Origin of the sequence: Calidifontibacillus oryziterrae, assembly GCF_000331575.1 — a bacterium.
Classification (GTDB): domain Bacteria; phylum Bacillota; class Bacilli; order Bacillales; family Bacillaceae_J; genus Calidifontibacillus_A; species Calidifontibacillus_A oryziterrae.
In genome coordinates, this window is sequence record NZ_ANOK01000003.1 from 1 (window position 1) to 22,729 (window position 22,729).

Consider the following 22,729-nt stretch of genomic DNA (forward strand, 5'->3'; position numbering starts at 1 on the left):
GCGCCGATGGTAGTTGGGGGCTGTCCCCCTGTGAGAGTAGGACATTGCCAGGCGAAGCGAAAGAGTAGTGGGAAAACCACTACTCTTTTTGTATAGGAAATCATAACAACATTACTGCAAGGTGCCAGGGTGGTGTCCATAGAGGGTGCCACCTAGGAGCCTGACCCCTCCATATAAAGGAAATAGAGTTTTTTGTGAATGTACAGTTTTTTGTGTGTTGTGTGAATTTTTAGAAAAATAGGTCTTAAAATTTAAATCAACACCAATTTTTATGTTAAGATAATAATGTAGGGCAAAAAATACATATTGTAAGGGAGGGATCCTTATTGAAAGCAAATTATATTACGAATGTTGATCAAATTAAACAGCTTTCTTTAGAGGAAAAAGATGCAATCAGGCCCATAACTGAAAATTTCGTATTTCGAGCGAATGATTATTATTTGAATCTAATTGATTGGGATGATCCGAACGATCCAATTCGAAAGATTATTATCCCAAATGAGGGTGAATTGCTTGAATATGGGAAATGGGATGCTAGTGATGAGGAAACAAATTATGTAGTTCCTGGCTGCCAACACAAGTATACGACCACAGCGTTACTTGTAGTATCCGAAGTTTGTGGTGGCTATTGTCGATTCTGTTTTCGGAAAAGGCTATTTGTAAATGATGAAAAAGAAGCTATTATTAACCCCGAACCTGGTCTGAATTATATTCGTGAGCATAAAGAAATCAATAACGTACTATTAACTGGTGGAGATTCACTTATGCTATCTACGAAAAAGCTTCGATCAATTATTGAACAACTACGGGAAATTGATCATGTGAAGATTATTAGATTAGGTTCCAAACTCCCTGTATATAATCCAATGAGAATCTATGAAGATGAAGAGCTGTTAGACCTCTTTAGAACTTATTCCAATTCAGATAAACGAATTTACGTTATGGCGCATGTGAATCATCCAAAGGAGATAACACATGAAGCTAAGAAAGGCTTTGATGCACTTATTAGATCAGGAGCCATAGTTGTGAATCAGACTCCAATTCTAAAAGGAGTTAATGATAATCCTAATGATTTAGCCGATTTACTTAACAAGCTTTCCTGGGCAGGTGTAAATCCATATTATTTTTTTGTGAATAGACCAGTTGCGGGAAATTATGATTTTGTTCTTTCTTTGGAAGAGGTTTACAAAATTGTTGAACAAGCTAAGGCCAAAACTTCAGGGCTTGGGAAGCGTATCCGTCTTGTCATGAGCCATAGTTCAGGGAAGATTGAGATTTTGGCGATAGAGAATGGAAAAGCTTATTTGAAATACCATCAAGCAAGGGAAGGAAATTATGGACAAGTAATTGTTCTAGATTGTCCTAAGGATGCATCATGGTTTGATGATTTACCTAGGAATGAAAAATATTGGAAGAAATCTGCCGAGATAAATGTATAAGATTAATTTTAAAAGATTACTAGTATAATAAAAAATCGACAAGTTAAATTGCACTTGTCGATTTTTTACCTATTAACAATACGTTTCAAACAAGGACTCATAATTCCGTACACAGTTTCGTCCATCCTTCTTAGCTTGATAAACAGCTTTGTCTGCGTAAGAAATAAGATCTGTTGGTGAACTATTTAAGTTAGGAATAATGGTTGCTGATCCAACACTAACAGTGACCCATTGACTTATACTTGATTCTTGATGAGGAATTTGCAAAGCTTCAATAGCAGTTCTAATTTTTTCCGCTACCTTATTTGCACCATTTTTATCGGTCTCTGGTAAGATAACACTAAACTCCTCTCCGCCATAACGGCAAAAGAAATCGGTTGATCTCTCCAATGTATGTTGTATAGCTGAAGCAACCGCCTTCAAGCATTCATCCCCACCTAAATGCCCATAAACATCGTTATAAGGCTTAAAATAATCAATATCTAGCATAATTAAAGACAAGGGTTTCGCGATAAGGTTACAATGATTCCATTCAATTTCTAATCGTGCGTCGAATGCGCGACGATTTGCAACTCCCGTTAATCCATCAATTGTTGAAAGGCGATGTAACATCGCATTTGCTTGTTCAAGCTTTTCTTCTGCTAACTTTCGTTCGTTAATATTGCGTGACACAACAATCCATTTTGTATCATTGGAGTATGTTCTAGGTAGCAATTTCACTGAAGACTCAAACCATAAATATTGTCCATCTTTTCTCCGAATACGATATGTACAAACTGTAGAACCTATCTCTAATAAAGCTTTATGGTTATTTTGAATTGTTTTGATATCGTCTGGATGGATAAGTGAGTAGGAATCAATTCCTACTAACTCCTCTTCGCTATAATACAATAGCTCTTTACATGCAGGTGATGCATAAAGATAGTAGCCGTTTTCGTCATGCATAGTAATCATATCGCTGGAGGATTCAGCAATTAGACGGAAACGTTCTTCACTTGCACGTAATTGTTCTTCAGCATTTTTACGCTTTGTAATATCATCTAAAGTACCAGATGTACCAATAATTTGTCCTTGTTCGCCCAGTGTTATTTTCGCATTTACTTCAACCCAACGTAAACCTCTAGACTTTGTTAAATACCTTGTTTCAAGGTGACAGTACTCATTTTTTCCTTCAATGAGAGCTTGAAAGGTATGAAGATTCTGTTCGAGATCATCAGGATGAATGTAGTCGAATAATGTGTTTCCTATACTTTCTTCAATTGTATAGCCAGTAATTTCCTGCCAAGCCGGGTTAATGAGAGTCCAACGTCCTTGGATATCAGTTTGAAATATGACCTCTTTCACATTTTCTACGACTAAGCGGTATTTTTCTTGCGACGCTTGAAGCTCTTTTTCCATAATTTTACGGTCAGTAATATCTTGTATAATAACTTGAAATGCTGGTTTATTCATATATTCGATTGGTGTTGCAATAACTTGTACATCAATAATTGAACCATCCATCATAACATATTTTTCATCAAGCAAACCTACAGGTGTATTTCTTTCTAATAAGTACATTCTTTCTTTCACTATTTCTTGAAAATCTGGATGAATAAATTTAATAATATTTTGGCCAAGAAAGTCATTGAGAGAATCAGCCTTTATTAGACGTATAAATGCTGGATTGGCATACACAATCTTACTATCCTGATGAACAACGATTGCGTTTGGTGATAATTCTATAAGTGAACGATAGCGTTCCTCACTTTTTTGTACTGAAAGTAAATTTGATTCGATCATTTCAGCCATACGGTTAAATGTTTTGCATAATTCTTGTAATTCGATTGGTTCATGAAGATAAGAAGTCGGGTCAATACGATACCCAAATTTTGCTTTCGAAATTGATTTTGCACCTTCTAAAACTTTGTAAATTGTATTTTCCACTTGATTTGATAACCAAAATGTAATGATGATTCCAAGGAGAACAACAATGATGAAGGGCAATGTAAATATCTCTATTATAAAGTGTTGTAGGCTTAATAATTGTTGAATATGATCCTGACTGTCATATTCATAAAGTTTTCTTCCATATAAAGCTAATGAGAAAAAACTCAAAATGACAAATAATAATATTAGAAATATAAACCAAAAACGCATCCTTCTCTTCAAACTATTAAGCTGGAAAAGATCGTACATCTTAGTTATCATGCCATTCATTTTTGTTCGCCTCTCTATTTTACTTCCAAAATGCACCATTTTAGTTTAAACTAATTTTAATTTATTAGCTAGAATATTTTTACTATTTTATTAATTTTTAAATTTAAATGCTAAAAAAAAGTATTGCATAAAAAAACAAGCAAACCAATTCAAATGATTGGGTATGCTTGTTTTTGTACCTAATATTAATTATTACTAATCATATTATTTTAAATAACATTCTCTTGATCTTGTGCCTCTGATTGATCCCAACCTTTACAAACATCGACCCATTCTTTAGCAAATGAATATTGGAATATTTCTTCTACTGTTAATTCTATAGCGGAATTTCCGCTTCCGCATGCAGGAAATAAAGTCTCGAAACGTTTCATTGATATATCTAGATAAACATCAAGTTTATGGACTAACCCAAATGGGCAAACTCCACCAATAGCATGACCAGTTTGCTCTAAAACTTCCTCCGGAGCCAGCATTCGAGCTTTTAAGCCAAATGTGTCACGGAATTTTTTGTTATCAATTTTCGCATCGCCTGCAGCAACTACTAAGATGGCTTTATCGTTCTCTCCTCTGAAAGATAAAGTTTTTGCAATTCGCGCTGGTATGACGCCAATTGCCTCGGCAGCTAGCTCGACAGTTGCGCTCGAAGTTTCAAACTCCATTATTTCATTTTCGCGATTCCATTGTTTAAAGTGTTCTCTTACATTTTCAATCGACATTTTTTATAGCCCCCTTGTCCAACCTGTATTACGTAGAATAATAACATAAAGTATCTATAATAAAAAAGCCAATACATTCATAGTATTGGCCCCTTTCACACTTACATCTTGATTTATTCCTTATTTGTTAAGTCCTCTAAATTTAAGATTAACTTTTCAAGCTCTTTAAAGCTCTTCAGAATTTCCTGAATTCGACTGTTTTGCTCTTCGATAATGCTAGCTATTTCTTGGGATGAAGCTGAGCTTTCTTGGGTAATGGTTGAAACAGCTGAAATTTCTTCTGCGATATGGTGTGTATCATGTAAGAGCGATTGTAACATTTGTTGAACATTTCTTGATTCTTCGTTCACTTGTTGACTAATATCGTGAATATTTCCGAATGTTTCATTCACACTTTTCATTGCCAATTCACTATGTGAAATAGCTTGTTCTCCTAATGAGACCTGGTCAGATGCATGATCCGTCTTTTCTTGGATTCCCTTTAAGATTGTAGTAATTTCTGAAGTTGATTCACGTGAATTTTCAGCAAGCTTACGAACTTCATCGGCAACAACGGCAAAGCCTTTGCCATGTTCCCCTGCCCGTGCAGCTTCGATGGCAGCGTTAAGGGCTAAAAGGTTTGTTTGTTCAGAAATTTGCGTAATTTGACTTACGATTTCTTCAATCTTATGGTTTTGATTGTTTAGCTCATTCATTACTTCTACAGTTGCTTTCATAATTTCATGAACTTTATCAATTTCCTTAATTAGAAGAGAAACATTTTCATTACCTTGACTAATTGTATTCATTGTATTTGTGCTTAAATTATTCATATTCATTGCAAGGTTTGTTACTTGTTCAACGGCATTATCGGTAGAATGAACAGAATTGTTCATTTCGATAACACTTGCAGCTTGTCGTTCAATCCCCTTAGAAACCTCTGTGAAGGTTGTCGTCACATTGATTGAAAGTTCTCCGGTTTTCTCAACATTATCCCGCAAATCTTTTTCAAATTGATGTAAAAATTCAACAGTCTTTTTTATATTTTTCAATAGATTTTCACTGTGCTTTTGACTTTCTAGCACTTGGACATATGTTTCATCATTTTTGATACGCATTCTTTTTCCGAAAATACCTTGAATGATATTTACACCGGAAATTAATACAATCATTAAGTCAATTCCGATAATGTCAGTCTTTTCCATTCCCACAAATGCAGTCTCATGTAATTTCAAAAAGTAATAATTTGAAATTGCAATATTAGTAATAAAGGTAATCAAAATAGGTTTAAAATCTTCATACAAAGAAATTAGTGTAACGTAAAGGACGACTAAGAAGAACATTATAAATGAAGGTTCCTGGCTAAAAACAATAAAGGTTGTCAATATAGATGAAAATACAACTAAATACATAGTTTGCATAATGAACTTTCGTTTCCAAACAAAAATTGTAATTAAAATATTTACAAACAAATCTGGCAACGAAGCAATAATACTTAGTCTAAGTCCCTCGTGAAAAAGATTCCACAAGAATACACATGTAAACGTGAACCATAAAATGGAGATTAGAAGTCTGTTTCTACTTTCAACTAGTCTTATATAATCCATGTTCGCACTCCCCGTCTAAAATCTAGTAAGCTACCTTTATAATGATGATAACGGTTTCAAATTGCAACATTTTTCGTTGAAAATTCAAAAAAAATTAAAGAATATTTTTTTATTTAAAAGTCGAATTACTTAATTTAAAAATGAAGGGGATGAAAATACTTTTTGGCTATTTCTCAATTAAATTACAAACGGAAAATTTGCTTAATATCCATTCATTGAAATAAGTAAGACTGGCTTATGGTTAAAATATATGTCACTATTTGTACTATGAAAATGTTAGAAAAATAGATATAGTAGTAAACGTTAGATATATAGAGCATAAAAGAGAAAATCCAGGGTTTTCAGGAACAGATAGTCTAAAATGATATTTGAATTTTCTGTTAAGTTTGAATATTATGAATGTTAGACGAAAGTAATAAAACCATAATAAAGTAACTAAGAGTAATGGTATAGCTAAAAAGGGAGGTGCCTTGAATATTGGTTAATAAAGTTGTTTCACTAGAACAGGCGGTTGATCAATACATAAATAATGGTGATTCCGTTGTGATGGGGGCTTGTCTGGAGCCTGTCATTCCATTTGCTGCTGCTTATGAATGTATTAGACAAAACAAACAAGAGCTGACTTTGATTGCCCCTATATCTGATATTTTATTTGACATAATGATAGGAGCTGGCTCTGTTTCAAAATTAATTACTGCATGGTCAGGAAATGTAAGTGCAGGACTTGGTTATAATTTTCGGCGTTCAATTGAACAAGGGATTCCAAAACGGATTGAAGTTGAAGACCATAGTAACTTTTCACTGGGCTTAGCGCTACTTGCAGGTGCGATGGGTGTTCCTTTCTTGCCAATGAAATCATTACTAGGTTCAGATTTACTAAATAGTAATCCTACATTAAAGGTATTTTCTGATCCTTTTTCGGATGAAAAATTAGTTTATGTTCCAGCTCTAAATCCAGATGTTACAGTTATCGGAGTTCAGCGCTCCGATGAACAGGGAAACGCTCACCTATGGGGGAATATAGGCTTAGCACAGGATGCTGCTTTAGCAAGTAGGAAAGTGGTTATACTTGCAGAAGAGATTGTTTCAAATGAAACGATAACAAGTGATCCGAATCGGATCATAATTCCAGGCTTTAAGGTAACAGCTGTTGTTCATTGTCCTGGATTCTCACATCCATCTCCGCTTCAAGGTTATTATAAGCGTGATCATTCGTTTTTTCATAATTACCATAAAGAAACGAATGATTTTCAAAGTTTTGAAAATTGGCTGAAAAAATGGGTATTGAACATTGGTTCGCATGAGGATTATTTAGCACAATTGGAGGGTCGTATTGAAGATTTGAAGATTAAAAACACAAGTCTAGCTGCTCCAGTTAACTATGCCGCCGAATAACAGACTAATTAAATAAGTGGCAGTGACTAGGTCGAGAATTAATATATAATTTTATCAAAAATTCACGCGAAAATTTTTCTGTATACATGAATGAAATGAAGGTTATTTGAAGTTATTTCAGAGTAGAGTCTAAAACATGAACAAAGGAGGATAAGAATGGATTACTCAACAGAGGAACTGATGGTTGTTGCAGCCGCAAGGGAAATTAAGGATCATGAAGTTGTGTTTGTAGGCATGCGCTTACCAATCCTGGCTTTTTCCGTTGCAAAAAAGACACATGCCCCAAATGCAATCGGATTATTTGAAGATGGAATCATTCGTGATGAGCCTTCAGCTGAACTCCTTTATACAATGGGGGACCCGCCTAATATTTTAGGATCATGCTGGTGTACATCAACAAATCATTTAATGTATTTAATGCAACAAGGGTATGTAAAAGCTGGCTTTATCGGCGGTGCTGAAATTGATATGTATGGCAATATTAACACGTCTTATATTGGTGATTTCCATAATCCGAAAGTAAAGCTACCGGGAAGTGGTGGGGCAGCTGATATTGCATCATTATCACAGCGTTTGTTAGTTATCATGAACCATGAGAAAAAGCGGTTACGACATAAGGTCGATTACATCACCTCAGTTGGTTATGGTAGTGGTGGGAGTTATCGATCAGATGTAGGCTTACCAAGGGGGGGTGTTGGTGCTTTAATAACTAACTTAGGAATTCTCAGACCGGATGAAGAAACAAAGGAATTAAAGCTTGATAGTTATCATCCTGGAGTTACGATTGAGAAAATTCAAGCGGAAACAGGCTGGGAATTAAAGGCGTTTAATTCTGTAAAAGAAACACCACCACCAACAAGCGAAGAGTTAGCAATCATTAGGTCTATCGACCCGCAAGGGTTCTGGACAGGAAGAAAAGAGAGGCGTGCTTTATGAGAAAAAATTCATTTGAAATAAGGGTAAATTGGGGAGACACCGATAAGGCAGGAATTGTCTATTATCCAAACTATTTTAAGTGGTTTGACATTGCAGGCCATCAATTTTTTAGAAGTATCGGACTATCTCCTGCAACCTTAGAAGAAGAAAAAGGTATTATACTTCCCCTGCTTGATGCAAAGTGTTCTTTCGAAAAGCCACTTTATTACGATGACATTATTACTATTCAAACGGAGGTTGCAGAAATTCATAACAAAGTAGTGAAATTAAATCATGCTGTTTATCGCGGGTCAGATAAAACTGGTTATGGGTATGAAGTAAGAGGATGGGTAAAAAAGTCAGATGGTACATATAAAGCGGTACCAATTCCAGATGATGTTGTATCGATATTAAAAGAAGATTGTGCTAATGATGTTTCTGGGTTAAATCCATTGCTAAACGCATAACGTTTTTTCCGTTTCCTTCTTAAAATAGTTTACTATATTTCAATAAAAACTATTAAATGGTAGAATATCACAGAACTCATTAATAGCTAGTAAGGAAGGAAGAACACATATGAAGCCAAGATCGTTAATTACAACATTATTTGGTGATTATATTCAATTTTATGGATGGGAGATATGGGTAGGAAGCTTAATTGAAATGTTGGGGAAATTTGGGATTTCTGAGTCATCTGTTAGGGGAGCTATCCTTAGGATGAACAAACAAGACCTTTTAACTGTTAGAAAAGTAGGAAACAAAAGCTACTATACTGTTTCTCCTAAAGGTAAACTTCGAATTGAAGATGGAGTGAAAAGAGTTTATTCAATTGGAAACAATAAGTGGGATGGAAATTGGAGAATTGTTTCCTACTCAATGCCTGAGGAAATGCGTGATTTACGTAACCAGGTTCGTAAGGAATTAACATGGATTGGTTTTGGGATGCTTTCAAATAGTGTATGGATTAGTCCGAATTATATTGAAAAACAAGTGATGGACATGATAAGTCATTACAAGTTAGAAGACTACACAGTTCTGTTTTCATCCAGTACTATTATATCTCATAAAAATGAAGAAATAATTTATAAAGCATGGGATTTAAACACTCTTTCGAAAGAGTACGAGAGCTTTATTCACGAATTCCAAGGAAAGTACGATTATTTTAAAGAAAAGGCATGGGAGGGCCGGCTTTCTGATGAGGAGTGCTTCATTGAAAGAACGCGACTTGTCCATGAATATCGCAAATTTTTATTTAAAGACCCTGGATTTCCATATGATCTTTTACCAGCTGATTGGATTGGTATCCGTGCAAAAGAGCTGTTCTTTAATATTCATCAATTAATTTCAATCGGAGCTGTGCGCTATTTTGAAACTGTTTTCGTAAAAGCACCTGATCTTGATGCGAAGGTTCAACGAGAGAAGGCATTAAGTCCATTTTCTGATATTTGATTCACTTGATGATCGGAGGCGATTATATTTCATATTGGTAGAAGCTTTATTAATGATACATCGTTAACAAATGTATCTAACGGTATTGTTGCGTGGTTATTTGGAATAACTGGCCCGTTACTAATTGTTTTATCATCCGCAGCTAAGGGCGGGCTTTCACAATCGGAGCTGTCATCATGGATTTTTTCAATCTACATAGTAGGAGGGCTTCTTTCAATTATATTATCGCTTTATTATAAGCAGCCAATTGCAGTTGCCTTTTCAATTCCAGGTGCAATTATAGTTGGTACTTCTTTAGCAAACCATACTTTTCAAGATGTAATTGGTGCGTATATCATTACCGGATTTACTATTTTACTACTAGGTTTATCAGGAGTCATTTCTAAAATTTTGAGGATTTTACCGACGCCAATTATGATGGGAATGGTATCTGGCGTATTGCTACCATTTGGAGTTAACATCATTACTGCACTCAAAGATGATTTTTTAATAAATGGAGCTATTTTCTTAACTTTTCTAATCATGACCTTTTTTAGCAATAGTTTAAAAAAGTTTCCGCCTATAATCGCGGCAATGATTGTTGCAGCGGTACTATATAGTATATTCCGCCCGATTTCTCTAATTGAAGTAACACTTTCAGTTGCTGAACCACAAATATATATTCCTTCTTTTCGCTTAGCTACGATTGGAGAAGTTGTCATTCCACTATTAATAACTGTTATAGCTATTCAAAATGCACAAGGTATAGGGATTTTAAAAAGTATGCAATTCGATCCACCAGTCAATGCAATGACAAATTGGAGTGGGATAGGTTCGATTATTAATAGCTTTTTCGGTGCCCATTCAGCATGTATTGCCGGGCCGATGACCGGAATATTGGCAGATACAAATGCTAGAAATACAGCTTACACTGGTGCTGTCTGGATGGGGATTCTCTGGATCATTTTTGGATTATTTGCCCCTATAGCAGTTACATTAACCTCGATAATTCCAGCTTCACTCATTTTATTATTAGGGGGTCTTGCCCTGTTAGGAGTGCTCAAAAACTCGTTGGAATTAAGCTTTACATCGAATTTCAAAATGGGTGCATTATTTTCATTCATGATTACCGTTTCTGAAATTGAGTTTCTAAGTATTGGTGCCCCGTTTTGGGGACTTGTAGGTGGAACAATTGTATCGTTTGTTATGGAGAAGGATGATTTTAGAAGGGTAGGGTAAAATTGCGACAATAATTATCTGAATATTCCGAAAAAACTCGCAAATCGACAAACTATTAGTAAACTTTGCTTTGGATTAAGTTTAAATGGAATTTTGAGGTCGCTGAAAAATAGCATAGCGGGATGTCTGTTTAAACAAGGTGCTAGTAATAAGGAGCTTGGTAATGGGATAGTTTACTATTTTATTAATTAATCAGTGAGTAACCTATCTTAATCATACAAAAAATCAAAAAATTAAAGGGGAGTGTTCATTTATGAAGGTGAAAAATTGGTTTATGTTTGCTCTGATTGGTTGTCTCATAGTTTTGTCTGCTTGTAGTGGTTCACAAAGTACTTTAACATCATCAAATCAAGAGAATACTAGTACAGAAGCTAATAACACTGCAAGCAGTAATGAAGGTGAAGCCACTTCTGAACCAATTAAAATTGGTGCACTATTACCAGCTACAGGCGTATATGCGTCATTAGGAGAAAATCTAGGAAAAGGGATGGAACTATATTTCGACAGTGTAGATTGGAAAATTGGCGATAGGTCAATTGAATTAATAAAAGAAGATACAGAGGCCGATCCACAGGTTGGACTTCGAAAAGCAAGAAAATTAATGGATGAGGATAAGGTAGATATTTTAACAGGAACAATCAGTACAGCCGTAGCGTATGCAATCCGTGATGAAGTAGATAGTAAAAAGGTTCCTTTTCTTGTATCTCATGCTGGTGGCAATGATTTAACAAGAGGCATGCGCAGTGACTACATTTACAGATCGTCGTTTACTTCATGGCAAATAGGTCATTCGATGGGACAATGGGCATACGATAATGTTGGCAAAAAAGTATTAGTGACCGCCGCCGATTATGCGTTTGGTCAAGAGGTATCAGCAGCATTTAAAGATGCATTTACCGCAGCGGGTGGAGAAATCGTTGAAGAAATTTATCCGCCATTAGGGAATAATGACTATGCTTCATACTTAGCAAAAATGAATAATTCAGGTGCGGATGCAATACATGCCTTCTTCGCAGGCAGTGACTCTGTCCGTTTTGTTAAGCAATATGAAGAATTTGGATTAAAAGGCAACATTCCGTTAATTGGTTCTGGCTGGTTAGTTGCGGAAGACACGCGTCCAGCACAAGGAACAGCTCCTGAAGGAATTAGAGCATCTATTTTCTGGGATTATAATTTGGATACACCTGAGAACAAGCAATTTGTTGCAGACTATGAAGCAAAATTCGGAGCTCGTCCAAGTCTAGAATCTTTAGAAGGTTATGATGCTGCACGTATCATTGTGGAAGCGCTAACATCGATTGGCGGTGACACAACAGACCCTAATAAGGTTGCAGAGGCTATTTCAAAGGTTGAATTTGTAAGTCCGCGTGGTCCGCTTAAATTTGATCCTGAAACACATCACGTCATTCAAAATATGTACATTCTCGAAACGGAGCTTATTAATGGTGCTACCGAAAACAAAGTAATTCACACAATTGAGCAAGTACAAGATCCTGGGCAATAACTTATCACTACAATAAGGAGGAGTATTTTTGGATGTACTAGCAATTCAATTAGTGAATGGTTTGTCATATGGATTTTTGCTTTTCATCATTACAAGTGGTTTGTCGCTTGTATTTGGAATTATGGGAGTTCTAAACCTCGCGCATGGTTCGATGTATATGCTTGGAGCATATATTGCGTTGTCATTGTTAACAAAAGTTATTGAGAATTTTTGGGTTGCAATTTTGTTAGCTTCTGTTTTAGTTGCATTGGTTGCACTTGTAATAGAGGTAGGACTTTTACGTCCTACCTACCATTTAGGGCACCTTTCGCAAGTATTATTAACTTTTGGTCTTGCTTATGTATTTCACGACATTGCGAAACTTGTTTGGGGCACACAAGTTATGTCATTGCCGCTGCCTGATTACTTACAAGGTTCTATCCAATTGTTCGGACAAACATTTCCTATTTATCGTTTAACGGTTATAGCAATAGGGGTTGTTGTAGGGCTTGGGCTGTGGTTCCTACAAGAAAAGACTCGTTACGGAGCAATTATCCGCGCTGGGTTAGTTGATAAAGAAATGGTTAGTGGACTCGGCATTAATATTAAACTCGTATTTACGTGTGTCTTTCTGTTTGGCGGAGTTTTAGCTGGCTTTGGTGGTGGAATAGCTGCACCAATATTAGGAATATATCCAAGTATGGAATTTCAGACGTTAATATTAGCGCTAGTTGTGCTAGTTATTGGTGGGTTAGGATCGTTTTTAGGAACGTTTATTGCTAGTTTATTAGTTGGTCTACTAGAAACGTTTAGCAAATATTTTTTCCCTGAGGTAAGTTTATTCATTATTTTTGCATTGATGGCAATCGTTTTAGTTGTTAAGCCAAACGGTTTACTAGGGAAGAAGGTGGTTTAGTGACGAAAAAAACTACAATCGTATTATCTTGTGTTATTACGGCGCTCTGTATTTTACCACTGTTGTTGTCGAGCTTTTATCTAAGTATCGCAACAGAAATATTAATTTTAGGGATTTTTGCTTTAAGTTTAAATATATTACTTGGTTATACAGGGCTTGTTTCATTAGGACATGCTGCATTTTTTGGAGTTGGTGCCTATACTGCTGGTTTAGTTGGCAAGAATATTTCAGAACATTTACTAGTTACACTTATTGCTTCACTTGTTGTATCAATCATAGTCTCATTTATCGTTGGTTATTTTTGTACGAGAGCTAGCGGGTTTTATTTTCTCATGCTAACCCTTGCATTTTCACAAATGATTTATTCGGCCTTTCATCAATGGCGTTTTGCCGGGGGCTCTAACGGTCTATCAGGTATTCCGAAACCAGCGCTGACATCAACCTTTAATTTTTCACAATCTATTTATTTATATTTTTTAATATTAATTATCTTTCTAGTTGTTATATATGCTGTTAACCGTTTTATTAAGTCTCCTCTTGGTCATGTATTAATCGGTATTAGAGAAAATGAAACACGTATGAAAGCAATGGGATATAATACAAAATTCTACAGTCAATTAGCATTTGTTTTGGCCGGAGGATTGGGTGGAATTGCAGGTTGTTTGTACAGTTACTTTAATGGGTTTGTATCACCTAATGATTTGTATTGGACAATGTCAGGTCAAGTATTAATTATGGTACTTGTCGGTGGAGCAGGTACAATTTTGGGGCCAATTTTAGGTGCCGGTTTTATAGTATTTTTGGAAACGATTATTAGTTCCTATACGGAATTATGGATGCTTATTATCGGAACAGTATTTATTTTGTTTGTTATTTTTGCACCAAAGGGAATTGTAGGGCTTGCTCAATCTGTTAAGAAAAAGCTAGTAAATCGGACTGAAGTTGAAATCATTGAACAAATCGAAGTGAGTACTAATACAGGAAATGAGGAAACGAAGTCAGTTATATAGCGATCGTCGTAAACTCTTATTAGATTTCCAGCGGGAGTGGTGGTTATGGGAAAAAATAACAGAAACTCAACTTTATTAACAGTTGACAACATTGGAAAACAATTTGGTGGTCTTAAAGTATTAAATTCAATCAACTTCGAGGTCGCAAAAGGTGAGCGAATTGGTATTATTGGACCGAATGGAGCAGGGAAGACCACGTTATTCAATATAATTGCCGGTGATCTTGAACCAACGCATGGAGAAATATTTTATAAAGGGCTTCGAATTACAAAAGTTCCAAATTATAAAAGAGTACGGCAAGGAATTGTCCGGACTTTCCAAAAAAATAATCTTTTAACTGAATTAACAGTATTGGATAATTTGCTATTAGTACTGCAACGAAAGATGAAATTAGAGAAAATTTGGTTTCAAGATCGTTTGGCAAGGAAGTTTTCTCCACTATATGAAAAGGCAGACACTCTTCTAGAAAAATGGGGACTGTCTGATCGTAAGGATAGTTTCGTAAGAAATTTATCTTATGGTGAACAACGACAGGTAGAGATTGTTTTGGGTATTGCAACTGAACCAGACGTACTTCTTTTAGATGAGCCAACAGCCGGGATGTCTAACGCGGAAACGAAATATATCCTAAATTTATTAAATAGTCTCTCGCGTGAGCTTACAATTTTAATTATTGAACATGATATGGATGTAATTTTCGGATTAGCTGATAAAATTATCGTTCTTTACAACGGCGAAGTACTAATGGAGGGTGACCGAGAAACGGTTTTATCAGATGAAAGAGTTAGAGAAATTTATTTAGGAGAGGAGGCAGCGAATGCTTCAGGTTGAAGGTATTCATACATTTTATGATGAAAGCCATATATTGCACGGAGTGTCCTTAACGGTAGAAAAGGGAAAAATGTCGGTACTACTCGGACGTAATGGGATGGGTAAAACAACGACAATCGGCTCAATAATTGGCTTTAATTCTGTTAAACAAGGGAAAATTTTATATAAAAATAATGAAATTCAAAATCTGCCCAGCTATAAAATAAGCAAAAAAGGAATTGGCATTGTTCCTCAGGGTAGGAGAATTTTTTCGAATTTGACAGTAAAAGAGAATTTAATGACAACCGCAAGTCAAAATAACGGATGTGAGTGGACAATCGCGAAAATTTTTGAGCTATTTCCCCGCCTTGAGGAACGAAAAAAGTCAATGGGCGGGAACTTAAGCGGTGGTGAGCAATCAATGCTTTCAATTGGAAGAGCACTGATGACCAATCCGGATTTGCTGCTCCTTGATGAGCCCTCAGAGGGGTTATCGCCCTTAATGGTAAAAGAAGTAATGTCAATAATAAAAAAACTTAAGGGAAAAGGTTTGTCTATGCTAATGGTTGAACAAAACTTAGCAATGGCATTAAATGTAGCGGATCATGTCTACGTGTTAAATAAAGGAGAAGTTGTTTTTGAAGGTACTCCTAAAGAGCTTTCTGAAAATAAAGAAGTAAAAAATAAATACTTGGCTTTAGGATGATTTATTTAGACATTGCATGTATTGCGGGTTTGATTTTTATGTCCTAAAAACATAATAAAAATTATTGACAGAAAATTCCGAATGTTATATATTATATTTAATAGACGATAGTCAAAAAAACATAATAAGAGGTGAAGGAAGTGGAGCGTAAGAATTCATTAAAAGAAAAGATTAAAAGTGGTTTCTGTGTAGAAAAAATCAAAGATATGAATGAGGAGTATTTAACAGCATTAAAACAAACATTGACCATTGTTGGGGATACAGAACTGTTAAGTGCGCCGCCGCTATTGTCTGTATACAATCAGGCGCCGACTCTTAATTACAAAATTACTGCATTAGCAGTAATTCAGGATGAAATTGGTCACGCGCATATCGCCTACCGCTTATTAAAGGATTTAGGCGAGGACACTGATAGTTTATTGTACGAACGTCAAGCAAACGTATGGAAAAATCCTTTTGCTTTTGACTTTAAATTGGATAATTGGATTGAATTTGGAGTCTTTAATGCATTATTTGACCGTGCTGGTTATACGCTTTTAGGAGACGCCTACGAACATACATCATTTGGTCCGTGGAAACGGGCACTCGTAAAAGTTGATAAAGAGGAACTATTTCATTTAAGAAATGGTGAGATAATCATGAAATCTGCAATGAAGGATCCAAAGACTGCTGAAGAAGCGCAGAAAGCGGTAGACTGGATGTTTTTAATGGCGCTAGAGTTTTTCGGAGTAGCTGATGAGTTGAAAAGTCGCTCAGCACAATTAGAATACAAATTAAAAGGAAGAACAAATGATGAACTACGTCAGAAATGGCTTTCAACAGCTGTACCATTCTTAGATTCAATTGGAATAAAGCACCCCGCTCGTTATGATGAAGCAATCCAAAAATACGTCCTTGATGTTCCGTTTCCTTGCAAATTTGATGTTGAAAATAAAAAATGGTTATTCGACGAGCCGGATACTTGGCAAAATGTCATTAAACGCTTTAAGGACCGTGGACCACAAAACGTTGAATTTGTTGAACAAATTCAAAAAGGACGCTTTGAATTAGAACGATTACGGAAAGAGGTGGTGTAATGATGGGATCGAATGCCGTACAAGATCAACATTATTGGGACGTATTAACGGAAGTAATGGATCCGGAATTTCCAATCAGTGTTGTAGATATGGGATTAATATATGATATCCAAGCAAAAGACGGAATTGTCGAAGTAACGATGACATATACGTCTACAGGATGTGGTTGTATGCAATGGATTGAAGATGATATCAAAAATCGCCTTCTTCAAGAGAATGGTGTAGAGGATGTTTTGATTAAGGTAGTTTGGGAACCAGCATGGACAATTGACTGCTTAAGCGAAAAAGGTAAGCAACAATTAAAGCATTGGGGGGTAAGTAGCCGTTGAGACAAAATCGTGAGGAATATGAAGTGTTTACAAGGATCGACAGAGGTAGTGATTTGATTCATATTGGAACTGTTGAGGCTGAAACAGCCGAGCTTGCAAAAGTTTACGCTACTCATATATATAATGAAGAAAACTGGGTTGAGATGTTTGTTGTCAATCGAAAAAATATCATACCGGTTAGAACATTAGAAGATAGCGGTATAGAGGAGGGTGTTGTTTATGCCTAATAATGAAAATTTACTGGCAATAATTCCAGTTGTACACACGATTGCGGACAACAAATTTGTATTAGGTGACCGCCTAGTAGAGATTGGTATTGGAGGTCCGGATATTGAAGCTACCTTGTCAGCAATCGCGATGGCTCAGGCAGAGTTAGGTCATGCCAGATTAATGTACAATTGGACATTTGATCTTGAAGGTTTGATAAAAAAGCCAGAAATTCAAGCGCAAACAGGGAGAGCTTTTCAAAATGTAGTTGCAATTCATAATTGGATTACTTTAATTGCAGCATCATATGTTGTGAATTTAGCGGTTGATTTAGTTATAAAGGAAATTATTAAGTCTAGTACAAGGCAAGTAGGAAGTCATTTTGAAAAATACTTAGTTGAACAAAAGGATCATATTATATACTCTGAAGGCTGGGCTATGCAATTGTTGAATGATGAAGGAGCAATACCGCGGAAGTTTAAAGAAGCTCTTTCCGAAGTTCAAAATGAAGTAGTCCAATGGTTAACAAGTATTGAAACTAATAAGAGTTTACTAGAAGAACAATTAATCTCACAAAATGCTAGCCTTGTTAAGCGTTTGAATGAAAGAATTGGGCAAATTACAAAAAATTCTGGGGTGACAGCTGATGTTCGTTAAAGAAGGTGGGAAAAAGCCGCATTGTCCATTTTGTGATAGCGAGAAAGCGACATTCCTATCACCGTTCGGAACTGCTCAGCTAGTTCGTCAATATTATTGCAATGATTGTAAAAGCGTGTTTGAGTATATTCGTTGGCGGGAAAGTAGCGAACTAAAGCATAGTAATGCTTAATAATTCAATACTAGATGTTGCCTATTCGAGTTGTTTTGTCGTCTGACATTTATCGATTTTAACTTATTAGGTTGAACAATCGAGATCGAGTTTTCCGCTTGCTATGTTACTCACTCTTTCATGTTAGAATTTTTATCTTACTTTGTTGAACAATCGCGATCAGGAGTTGTTCAATGCTTTCTTTTGTAAAATAACCACTATATAAACAGTGGATATATTAAAATACTAATTTCTAAGGAGGAATTTTAATGACAAACACAGTAAGTCTTGAAACAAAAACATTGACAGTAAAAAAGGATAATGGAGTGGCTGAAGTACATCTTCACATTAACAAAACAAATGCGTACGATCTTGAATTTTATCGAGAATTAAATGCTGTGGTGGATGATATTCGCTTTGATAATGATATAAAAGTAGTTGTATTAATGAGTGATATGCCAAACTTTTTCAGTGTTGGGGCAAATGTTGCATTTCTCAAAGCATCAGAGCCGCGCTTTAAAACCCAGTTCTGCTTATTCTGTAATGAAACATTAGATAAAATTGCGCGTTCCCCACAAATCTGGATTGCTTGTTTAGAAGGACACACTGTCGGTGGCGGCCTCGAAATGGCATTAGGATGTGATTTAAGATTTATGGGAGATCAGGCAGGAAAAATTGGGTTGCCAGAAGTGACGTTAGGAGTATTAGCTGGTACAGGAGGAACGCAGCGTCTTGCCCGCCAGGTCGGTCATTCCAAAGCGTTAGATTTAAATATTAGTGGTGAGTTAATCACTCCAAAGGAGGCGTTAGATATTCAACTAGTTGATAAAGTATTCCCTCAGGAAGAGACACGTGAAAAAACGCTACAATATGCCCGTAAAATTGCTAGTCAAGCAACATATGCGGTATCGAATATTAAGCTATCAATTATGAACGGAAAAGAAATGCCTTTAAATGTAGCGATTCGCTATGAGGGCGAACTTCAAAATCTATTGTTCCGTTCCAATGATGCAAAGGAAGGATTAACTGCTTTTCTTGAAAAGCGCGACCCAAATTGGACTGGACAATAAAGTAAAGACAACATAGTAAAAATAGGAGTAGCAATACCAATGTTTCATTTGGTATTGCTACTTTCATGATATAAATATAATTCGACAATTTTATTGTCTATCAATCGAAATAATGTGACAAGTAATATGATTTTTCACGTCGCAAAAACAAAGAATAGTCTCGTTTTTGCTGTAATCACTGTACTAAATTTGTACAAACAAAATAAATATTTAATAAAGTTAAAAAAAGGAGTGGTATTGTGAATATTACAACTCCACAAGTTCGTGGAATGGCAAGTAAGTATAATGCATCCTATTTATTTATTGATAAGCAGGTAGAAAATGGATTCGGTCAAGATGTAGCGATTTTTTATCAAGATGAACAAATAACATATAGACAATTGCAAGAGCGTATAAACCAGTTTGGCAATGTTTTAAAACAATTAGGAATAAATATGGAACAACGTATACTTCTAGCATGTTATGATTCACCTGAATTTGTTGCTTCATTTTTCGGAGCAATAAAGATTGGAGCAATACCAGTACCTGTTAATACGATGATGAAGCCAAAGGACTTTGAATATTTTCTCAATAATAGTCGCTCTAAAGTGTTAGTTATTCAACAAGACCTTTGGGATACGATTAAAGAGGATCGACAAAACTTTTTATATTTAGAGCACATATTTGTAATATCTACCCAAGCGGTTAACGAAGCGGGGGTAAAGGATTATTGTTCATGGGTTGAGCAAGCTTCTAGTGAGCTAAGGAGTGCGCATACTTGCAAGAGTGATGCAGCATTTTGGTTATATAGCTCAGGGAGTACAGGTGATCCAAAAGGCGTCATTCATCTTCAACATGATATGGAATATGCATATGAGAATTATGCTAGAAAAATATTAAAAATTGATAAAAATGATATTACATTTTCAGCATCAAAACTATTTTTTGCTTATGGGTTAGGTAATGGGATGTATTTTCCGTTAGGTGCAGGTGCCTCAACTGTGTTAATGCCTGATAGACCAACGCCAGATTTAGTGTTTGCGACAATTGAGAAATACAAACCAACTATTTTCTTTGGTGTCCCGACTCTTTATGGGGCAATGATTAATCATGTTGAACAATCTGGTAAAAAGTATGATTTAACGTCGGTCAGAGTTTGTGTTTCAGCTGGTGAAGCATTACCCGCAGCATATATTAATAAATGGAAAAATCTTTTTAATATAGATATTTTGGACGGAATTGGTTCTACAGAAGCGCTACATATTTATTTATCTAATCAAGTTGGGAAAATTCGTGAAGGTAGCTCCGGTTTTGCCGTTCCAGGTTATGAAGCGAAAATCATAGATGAACATGGCGCTTTACTACCACCGAACGAAACAGGTAATTTGTGGATTAAGGGTGATAGTATAGCTGAGCGCTATTGGAATCTTCATGAGGAAAATAAGGTAAAGTTTCAAGGCGAATGGTTTAATACTGGAGATCGTTATTACTGTGATGAGGATGGATATTATTGGTATTGTGGACGATCGGACGATATGTTAAAAATCGGCGGAATATGGGTTTCTCCTATTGAAGTGGAATCCTCTTTACTTGAACATGATAAAGTTCTGGAAACAGCTGTTGTAGGAGAAAAAAATGTGGACGATTTAGTAAAAACGAAAGCTTACGTAGTTTTAAAGAACGGGATGGAGCCGTCAGAGGAATTAAAGGATGAGTTGAAAGTCTTTGTAAAAGATAAATTAGCACCTTATAAATATCCAAGAATTATAGAGTTTGTTGATGAACTGCCAAAAACAGCAACAGGTAAAATTCAAAGATTTAAACTAAGAAACATTTAGGAGATTAAATATTACTACTTACACCACAAGTACTTTGGAGGAAACAAATCATTTTGACAAAGTACTTGATTTTTTATTTTTTATTGGCTATTCCCCTTAATGTTTTCTAAAAATCGCATGAGAGGAAGGGGTGATAAGTATTTGAAGGAAAAAACAAGAATACGTGTCATAATAGTTGCTATTACTTTATGTGTTGTTGCAAGTCTTGGGTTTGCGCGATTTTCCTTTGGGGCAATTCTGCCTTTTATGAAGGAAGGCCTAGGATTCGATTATCAACAAACAGGGACAGTAGCTTCAGGGATTTTTTTAGGGTATTTAATGAGTTCGTTTATATCAGGATACGTAGTTTTAAAGTATACAGCTAAACGTGTCATACTATGTTCGCTCATCTTAGTGGCAGTTTCGATGGTGATCATTTCATTATCAAATCATATTATAGTCGCTATATTTGGGAGTTTATTACTTGGAATTGGATCTGGTGGTGCCAATATACCAGCGTTAGGTCTAATTCCCCGTTGGTTTGCTCCAAGTAGACGAGGAATGGCTATGGGGATAGCCAACTCGGGTAGTGGAATTGGAATGTCTTTTAGCGGTATGGTTGTACCACTACTAATAGCTATTCATCCAGAATTAGGCTGGCGCTATAGCTGGTGGATTCTCGCTGCATTTGTAATGCTAATTATTATGATTAATAGCTTATTTTTGAAAAATGATCCAGGCGATGTAGGTATGAGCCCTGTTGGCTATTCAGCTGTTCCTACGAGAAACGAAGATCAACTAAGACCAATTAAAGATTATTCATCTGTTTATAAAAATAAATACGTCTGGACAATTGGGATTTGTTATTTTGCGTGGGGATTTAGTTATTTAACGTTTTCAACCTTTCTCGTAGATTACTTAATGACCGATGGTGGTTTTCAAAAGGAAATGGCTGGAAGTTATTTTGCGATTGCAGGCTTTGCTAGCGTTTTTAGTGGTTTTATATGGGGTAGTTTATCAGATCGGTTTGGAAGAATCCAAACGTTATCTTTTGTGTATTTTTTTCAAGCATCGATATTAGTATTGATTGTCACAACAAATAATAGCTTTTTATTGTTAAGCGGAGTAATCTTGTATGGTCTTTCCCTTTGGGCAGTACCGACGGTTACAAATGTGGGTATAAGTGAACTTGTTGAACCAAGACTTATCCCTATTGCCATGGGATTTTTAACATTATTTTTCGGGGTTGGCCAATTTATTTCACCGATTATAACGGGTGTGTTAATAGATGCAGCAAACAACTATAATACATCATTTTTTCTATCGGCAACAGTAGTTGCGGCTGCGGGTGTAATTAGTTTTTTATTAATTATTAAAACAAAAAAACAACAATTGGAAATTTTCCAACCAAAAGAATCTAAAAGTTCAAAAGATTTAAAAAATTATTGACATTTAGTTTCCGGAAGGGTATCTTTGGAATCAAACATTACATAAAATATAATGACCGTTAAAATAACGTCATACGAAAAATAGTATGACGTGTCGTTTAAATTGTAAATGTAAGCGCTTTTATGTAGTGTTTTGACATTTCTTGAATCGTT

22 protein-coding genes are annotated in these 22,729 nt (G+C 35.7%); 19 read left to right on the top strand and 3 right to left on the bottom strand.

What is annotated here, in order from left to right; all coding sequences use genetic code 11:
• The first annotated feature begins 326 nt into the window (after nucleotides 1-326).
• Nucleotides 327-1,439 (top strand): KamA family radical SAM protein, encoded by a 1,113-nt coding sequence (locus D612_RS0100010; protein WP_017753408.1) that lies wholly within the window; start codon nucleotides 327-329, stop codon nucleotides 1,437-1,439.
• A gap of 72 nt (nucleotides 1,440-1,511) precedes the next feature.
• On the opposite strand, the gene D612_RS18570 is transcribed toward D612_RS0100010, so the two are convergent.
• The 3 genes from D612_RS18570 to D612_RS0100025 all read right to left on the bottom strand — a co-directional run bounded on the left by D612_RS18570 (nucleotide 1,512) and on the right by D612_RS0100025 (nucleotide 5,940).
• Nucleotides 1,512-3,638 (bottom strand): PAS domain S-box protein, encoded by a 2,127-nt coding sequence (locus D612_RS18570; RefSeq protein WP_017753409.1) that lies wholly within the window; start codon nucleotides 3,636-3,638, stop codon nucleotides 1,512-1,514.
• Between the two features lie 209 nt (nucleotides 3,639-3,847).
• Nucleotides 3,848-4,354, bottom strand: coding sequence for a YbaK/EbsC family protein (locus D612_RS0100020; protein ID WP_017753410.1), 507 nt, complete (start codon nucleotides 4,352-4,354; stop codon nucleotides 3,848-3,850).
• Between the two features lie 113 nt (nucleotides 4,355-4,467).
• The gene (locus D612_RS0100025) at nucleotides 4,468-5,940 is read right to left on the bottom strand and encodes a methyl-accepting chemotaxis protein (protein WP_017753411.1); all 1,473 of its coding nucleotides are present in this window, start codon (nucleotides 5,938-5,940) and stop codon (nucleotides 4,468-4,470) included.
• Between the two features lie 477 nt (nucleotides 5,941-6,417).
• On the opposite strand from D612_RS0100025, the gene D612_RS0100030 reads away from it, so the two are divergent.
• From D612_RS0100030 to D612_RS0100115, 18 genes are all read left to right on the top strand, one after another.
• Nucleotides 6,418-7,335, top strand: coding sequence for a CoA transferase subunit A (locus D612_RS0100030; protein WP_017753412.1), 918 nt, complete (start codon nucleotides 6,418-6,420; stop codon nucleotides 7,333-7,335).
• Nucleotides 7,336-7,491: 156 nt separating this feature from the next.
• Nucleotides 7,492-8,271, top strand: coding sequence for a CoA-transferase subunit beta (locus D612_RS0100035; RefSeq protein ID WP_017753413.1), 780 nt, complete (start codon nucleotides 7,492-7,494; stop codon nucleotides 8,269-8,271).
• Entirely contained in the window at nucleotides 8,268-8,717 is a 450-nt protein-coding gene (locus tag D612_RS0100040; RefSeq protein ID WP_017753414.1) for an acyl-CoA thioesterase, read from the top strand. Before D612_RS0100035 ends, D612_RS0100040 begins: the two co-directional genes overlap by 4 nt.
• Before the next feature lie 109 nt (nucleotides 8,718-8,826).
• The gene (locus D612_RS0100045) at nucleotides 8,827-9,699 is read left to right on the top strand and encodes a PaaX family transcriptional regulator (RefSeq protein WP_017753415.1); all 873 of its coding nucleotides are present in this window, start codon (nucleotides 8,827-8,829) and stop codon (nucleotides 9,697-9,699) included.
• Nucleotides 9,700-9,747: 48 nt separating this feature from the next.
• On the top strand, nucleotides 9,748-10,917 hold the full coding sequence (locus tag D612_RS0100050; protein ID WP_267879052.1) for a benzoate/H(+) symporter BenE family transporter: 1,170 nt from the start codon (nucleotides 9,748-9,750) through the stop codon (nucleotides 10,915-10,917).
• A gap of 253 nt (nucleotides 10,918-11,170) precedes the next feature.
• On the top strand, nucleotides 11,171-12,421 hold the full coding sequence (locus D612_RS0100055; protein ID WP_017753417.1) for an ABC transporter substrate-binding protein: 1,251 nt from the start codon (nucleotides 11,171-11,173) through the stop codon (nucleotides 12,419-12,421).
• A 28-nt stretch (nucleotides 12,422-12,449) separates the two neighbouring features.
• Nucleotides 12,450-13,316, top strand: coding sequence for a branched-chain amino acid ABC transporter permease (locus D612_RS0100060; RefSeq protein WP_017753418.1), 867 nt, complete (start codon nucleotides 12,450-12,452; stop codon nucleotides 13,314-13,316).
• A complete protein-coding gene (locus D612_RS0100065; protein ID WP_017753419.1) occupies nucleotides 13,316-14,326 on the top strand; it encodes a branched-chain amino acid ABC transporter permease in 1,011 nt (336 codons plus the stop codon). The genes D612_RS0100060 and D612_RS0100065 overlap by 1 nt, the downstream gene beginning before the upstream one ends.
• A 45-nt stretch (nucleotides 14,327-14,371) precedes the next feature.
• Nucleotides 14,372-15,157, top strand: coding sequence for an ABC transporter ATP-binding protein (locus D612_RS0100070; protein ID WP_017753420.1), 786 nt, complete (start codon nucleotides 14,372-14,374; stop codon nucleotides 15,155-15,157).
• Nucleotides 15,144-15,842 (top strand): ABC transporter ATP-binding protein, encoded by a 699-nt coding sequence (locus tag D612_RS0100075; protein ID WP_017753421.1) that lies wholly within the window; start codon nucleotides 15,144-15,146, stop codon nucleotides 15,840-15,842. The genes D612_RS0100070 and D612_RS0100075 overlap by 14 nt, the downstream gene beginning before the upstream one ends.
• Before the next feature lie 140 nt (nucleotides 15,843-15,982).
• Nucleotides 15,983-16,918, top strand: coding sequence for a Phenylacetic acid catabolic protein (locus tag D612_RS0100080; protein WP_017753422.1), 936 nt, complete (start codon nucleotides 15,983-15,985; stop codon nucleotides 16,916-16,918).
• Nucleotides 16,919-16,920: 2 nt separating this feature from the next.
• Nucleotides 16,921-17,247 (top strand): metal-sulfur cluster assembly factor, encoded by a 327-nt coding sequence (locus D612_RS0100085; RefSeq protein ID WP_017753423.1) that lies wholly within the window; start codon nucleotides 16,921-16,923, stop codon nucleotides 17,245-17,247.
• Nucleotides 17,244-17,474 carry a hypothetical protein gene (locus D612_RS0100090; RefSeq protein ID WP_017753424.1) on the top strand — a complete coding sequence of 77 codons (231 nt, stop codon included), beginning with the start codon at nucleotides 17,244-17,246 and terminating at the stop codon, nucleotides 17,472-17,474. The genes D612_RS0100085 and D612_RS0100090 overlap by 4 nt, the downstream gene beginning before the upstream one ends.
• Nucleotides 17,467-18,111, top strand: coding sequence for a Phenylacetic acid catabolic protein (locus D612_RS0100095; RefSeq protein WP_017753425.1), 645 nt, complete (start codon nucleotides 17,467-17,469; stop codon nucleotides 18,109-18,111). The genes D612_RS0100090 and D612_RS0100095 overlap by 8 nt, the downstream gene beginning before the upstream one ends.
• Nucleotides 18,101-18,283, top strand: coding sequence for a PaaD-like zinc ribbon domain-containing protein (locus D612_RS0100100; protein WP_017753426.1), 183 nt, complete (start codon nucleotides 18,101-18,103; stop codon nucleotides 18,281-18,283). Before D612_RS0100095 ends, D612_RS0100100 begins: the two co-directional genes overlap by 11 nt.
• A gap of 248 nt (nucleotides 18,284-18,531) precedes the next feature.
• Nucleotides 18,532-19,332, top strand: a complete 801-nt coding sequence (locus tag D612_RS0100105) for an enoyl-CoA hydratase/isomerase family protein (RefSeq protein WP_017753427.1) — start codon at nucleotides 18,532-18,534, stop codon at nucleotides 19,330-19,332.
• A 269-nt stretch (nucleotides 19,333-19,601) separates the two neighbouring features.
• Nucleotides 19,602-21,149 carry a benzoate-CoA ligase family protein gene (locus D612_RS0100110; RefSeq protein WP_034725746.1) on the top strand — a complete coding sequence of 516 codons (1,548 nt, stop codon included), beginning with the start codon at nucleotides 19,602-19,604 and terminating at the stop codon, nucleotides 21,147-21,149.
• A gap of 141 nt (nucleotides 21,150-21,290) precedes the next feature.
• Entirely contained in the window at nucleotides 21,291-22,577 is a 1,287-nt protein-coding gene (locus tag D612_RS0100115; protein WP_017753429.1) for an MFS transporter, read from the top strand.
• Nucleotides 22,578-22,729 lie beyond the last annotated feature (152 nt).

What these genes read in the sequence shown, in the direction of transcription:
- D612_RS18570 (WP_017753409.1), bottom strand. Translation starts at nt 3,638, where the DNA reads ATGAATGGCATGATAACTAAGATGTACGATCTTTTCCAGCTTAATAGT.
- D612_RS0100020 (WP_017753410.1), bottom strand. Translation starts at nt 4,354, where the DNA reads ATGTCGATTGAAAATGTAAGAGAACACTTTAAACAATGGAATCGCGAA.
- D612_RS0100025 (WP_017753411.1), bottom strand. Translation starts at nt 5,940, where the DNA reads ATGGATTATATAAGACTAGTTGAAAGTAGAAACAGACTTCTAATCTCC.
- D612_RS0100035 (WP_017753413.1), top strand. Translation starts at nt 7,492, where the DNA reads ATGGATTACTCAACAGAGGAACTGATGGTTGTTGCAGCCGCAAGGGAA.
- D612_RS0100040 (WP_017753414.1), top strand. Translation starts at nt 8,268, where the DNA reads ATGAGAAAAAATTCATTTGAAATAAGGGTAAATTGGGGAGACACCGAT.
- D612_RS0100045 (WP_017753415.1), top strand. Translation starts at nt 8,827, where the DNA reads ATGAAGCCAAGATCGTTAATTACAACATTATTTGGTGATTATATTCAA.
- D612_RS0100055 (WP_017753417.1), top strand. Translation starts at nt 11,171, where the DNA reads ATGAAGGTGAAAAATTGGTTTATGTTTGCTCTGATTGGTTGTCTCATA.
- D612_RS0100070 (WP_017753420.1), top strand. Translation starts at nt 14,372, where the DNA reads ATGGGAAAAAATAACAGAAACTCAACTTTATTAACAGTTGACAACATT.
- D612_RS0100075 (WP_017753421.1), top strand. Translation starts at nt 15,144, where the DNA reads ATGCTTCAGGTTGAAGGTATTCATACATTTTATGATGAAAGCCATATA.
- D612_RS0100085 (WP_017753423.1), top strand. Translation starts at nt 16,921, where the DNA reads ATGGGATCGAATGCCGTACAAGATCAACATTATTGGGACGTATTAACG.
- D612_RS0100095 (WP_017753425.1), top strand. Translation starts at nt 17,467, where the DNA reads ATGCCTAATAATGAAAATTTACTGGCAATAATTCCAGTTGTACACACG.
- D612_RS0100100 (WP_017753426.1), top strand. Translation starts at nt 18,101, where the DNA reads ATGTTCGTTAAAGAAGGTGGGAAAAAGCCGCATTGTCCATTTTGTGAT.
- D612_RS0100105 (WP_017753427.1), top strand. Translation starts at nt 18,532, where the DNA reads ATGACAAACACAGTAAGTCTTGAAACAAAAACATTGACAGTAAAAAAG.
- D612_RS0100110 (WP_034725746.1), top strand. Translation starts at nt 19,602, where the DNA reads ATGGCAAGTAAGTATAATGCATCCTATTTATTTATTGATAAGCAGGTA.